We start from the raw sequence: 3,303 nt of genomic DNA, 5'->3' as shown, positions 1-3,303 counted from the left end.
TGCGCTGGCCGCGCTGTCAAGGTAGGCCAGCGGATGTCCGTTGACCTCACGACTCAGAATCGGAAACTCCGCTCTGACTCGTTCGAGATCGAAACTCATGACTCAACTCCCGGGAAACGGTCGGTAATACGTTGCAGTACCACCTGACGCAGCGCGTCATCTTCCAGCGCTTCCGTCAGTTCAGCGGCGAAAGCATGGATGATCATCTGCTGCGCCGCGTCTTCGGCGATGCCGCGCGAGCGCAGGTAGAACATCTGCTCGTCGTCGATGCGACCGATAGTCGCGCCGTGGCTGCACTTGACGTCATCGGCGTAGATTTCCAGCTGCGGCTTGGTGTCCACTTCCGCCAGGCGACCGAGCAACAGGTTATTATTGGTCATCTGGCCATCAGTTTTCAGCGCGTGCTGTGCCACTTTGATGTGGCCGTTAAACACCGAGCGCCCTTTGTCACGCGAAATGGTTTTGTGCAGCTGGCGACTCAGGCAGTGGCCTTTGTTGTGCTCCAGATAGCTGCGCGTATCCGCCACTTCGCTGCCTACCGGCAGCACCAGGCTGTTCAGCGACAGCTGGGTGTTCTCACCGTTCAGCTGCACGCTGGTGTTATGACGCGACAAACCGGCACCCAGCAGGAAGCTGGTGCTACTCACCTGCGCGTCACGGCCAATCACGATGTCGTTGTGCGCAAAGTGGTAGCTGCTGCTCTCTTCAAACGCCAGCTTGGTATGCTTCAGCTGCGCATTGTCGCCCACCGCAAAGGTAAAGCGCGCGCCGGTGAAGTGGGCGCTGCCATTCAGCGTCACGTAATGCTCGATCACCTGCGCTTCCGCGCCGGACTCCAGCTCCAGATGGTGACGATGATGCACCGTATTCAGCGCATCCGCCTGGCCGCTGGTTATGTGCAGCAGATAGAGCGGCTGCGCTGCAGCTTTGCCGCGCGGCAGACGAATCGAAGTCACCTCTTCCGCCAGACTTTCCGTCAGGTGCAGGAACACCTCCGGCTGTACCGCGGCCGGTAACGGACGTCGCTCAGCGGCACGGCTGTGCTGCACGTCAAACAGACCGGTGTCACGCGCGCTCAGCTCAGGCTGGAAGCGACCGTCGACGAACACCAGGCAAATCGCGTCCAACGGCAGCGCCAGCGCAGCTACCTGCTCAGCGCTCACGCCTGGCGCTTCCGCCTGCACGAACTGCTGTGCCAGCAGGCTGTCCAGCGCGGTGTATTTCCAGTTTTCATGCTTGCGCGTCGGCAGGCCGACACGCATCAATTGCTGCCAGTGCTGCTGTGCCTGCAGCGAACGCTGTTCGCCGCGTGACTCAAACAGGTGATGCCACTGCTGCAGCGCGTTATCACTCCTGGTCGGTAAGCCAGCCATAGCCTTGCTCCTCCAGCTGTTTCACCAGCGTAAAGTCACCAGACTTCACGATTTTGCCCTGATACAGCACGTGCACGTGATCTGGCTTGATGTAATCCAGGATGCGCTGGTAGTGCGTTACGATGATGAATGAGCGCTTGCCGTCGCGCAGGCTGTTTACGCCTTCTGCAACAATTTTCAGCGCATCGATATCCAGACCGGAGTCGGTTTCATCGAGGATGCACAGCTCAGGCTCCAGCGCCGCCATCTGCAGGATGTCGTTACGCTTCTTCTCACCGCCGGAGAAGCCGACGTTGACGGAACGGGTCAGCAGATCTTCCGGCATCTTCAGCAGCTTGATCTTGTCTTCGATGAAGTCCTGGAAGTCGAAACGGTCCAGCTCTTCCTGCTCACGGTATTTACGCACCGCATTGACTGAGGTCTGCAGGAAAAACTGGTTGCTGACGCCCGGGATCTCGACCGGGTACTGAAACGCCATGAAGATGCCTTCACCGGCACGCTCTTCCGGCTCCAGCTCCAACAGGTCTTTGCCTTTAAAGGTCACGGAACCGCCGGTGATTTCATAATCTTCACGACCGGCCAGCGTGGCAGACAGGGTGCTCTTGCCGGAACCGTTCGGGCCCATGATGGCATGCACTTCGCCCGGCTTAACATCGAGGTTCAGACCGCGCAAAATCTCTTTGTCTTCAACGCTAACCTGTAAATCTTTAATGCTTAACATACTCTTTCCTTCACATTGCTTCCGGCAACGCGTGTGGCATCAGCCGACACTGTGCTCAAGGCTGATCGCTAACAATTTTTGCGCTTCCACGGCAAATTCCAGTGGCAGCTCGGAGAAAACGTCTTTGCAGAAGCCGTTGACGATCATCGAGATCGCATCTTCTTCGCTAATGCCGCGCTGCAGGCAGTAGAACATCTGATCTTCACCGATGCGCGACGTCGTGGCTTCGTGCTCAAGCTGCGCGCTGTTGTTGCGCGTTTCCACGTACGGGAAGGTGTGCGCACCGCAGTCCGGCCCAATCAGCATCGAGTCACACTGGGTGAAGTTACGCGCGTTAGTCGCGGTCGGCATGATTTTCACCAGGCCGCGGTAGGTGTTCTGGCTCTTACCGGCCGAGATACCTTTCGAGATGATGGTCGATTTGGTGTTTTTACCAATGTGAATCATCTTGGTACCGGTATCGGCCTGCTGGCGACCGCTGGTCAGCGCGACGGAGTAGAATTCGCCCACTGAGTAATCACCGCGCAGGATGCAGCTCGGGTATTTCCAGGTGATGGCTGAGCCGGTCTCGGACTGCGTCCACGACATTTTGCTGTGCTCGCCTTCACACAGCGCACGCTTGGTCACGAAGTTGAGGATACCGCCCTCGCCTTCTCCGCCCGGGAACCAGTTCTGCACCGTGGAGTATTTCACTTCGGCGTTTTTGTGGATGATCACTTCAACCACCGCTGCGTGCAGCTGGTAGGTGTCGCGCACCGGCGCTGAACAGCCTTCGATGTAGCTGACGTAGCTGTCTTCATCAGCAATCAGAATGGTACGTTCGAACTGGCCGGTTTTCGCCGCGTTGATGCGGAAATAGGTCGACAGCTCCATCGGGCAACGCACGCCTTTCGGGATGTAGACGAAGGTACCGTCGGACGCCACCGCCGAGTTGAGCGCAGCAAAGAAGTTATCGTTGTGCGGCACCACGGTGCCAAGATACTTCTGTACCAGCTCAGGATGATCGTGGATCGCTTCACCGAAGGAGCAGAAAATAATGCCCTGCTCAGCCAGCTTGTCACGATAAGTGGTCGACACGGACACCGAGTCGAAAATGGCGTCCACCGCCACTTCTCTGCCTTCACGCACCGGCACGCCCAGCTGGTTAAACGCGTCTTCCACTTCTTTGGTCAGGTAATCGCTGGAGGCGACGCTGCCGGACGTCTGGGT

At 57.9% G+C, this 3,303-nt stretch carries 3 protein-coding genes; all 3 read right to left on the bottom strand.

The window, feature by feature from the left end; translation table 11 throughout:
• Positions 1–95: 95 nt before the first annotated feature.
• Positions 96–1,373 carry a Fe-S cluster assembly protein SufD gene (sufD, locus tag ERD80_RS22235; RefSeq protein ID WP_059012320.1) on the bottom strand — a complete coding sequence of 426 codons (1,278 nt, stop codon included), beginning with the start codon at positions 1,371–1,373 and terminating at the stop codon, positions 96–98.
• Entirely contained in the window at positions 1,348–2,094 is a 747-nt protein-coding gene (gene sufC / locus ERD80_RS22230) for a Fe-S cluster assembly ATPase SufC (protein WP_136548587.1), read from the bottom strand. Before sufC ends, sufD begins: the two co-directional genes overlap by 26 nt.
• 39 nt (positions 2,095–2,133) lie before the next feature.
• On the bottom strand, positions 2,134–3,303 hold a 1,170-nt coding region (gene sufB, locus ERD80_RS22225; RefSeq protein WP_168926314.1), incomplete at its 5' end, for a Fe-S cluster assembly protein SufB.

It is taken from the genome of Pantoea sp. R102 (assembly GCF_004916815.1).
Taxonomy (GTDB): Bacteria; Pseudomonadota; Gammaproteobacteria; order Enterobacterales; family Enterobacteriaceae; genus Pantoea; species Pantoea dispersa.
The sequence above is the reverse complement of the archived record's forward strand: the minus strand, read 5'-3'. Positions and strand labels throughout refer to the sequence as shown.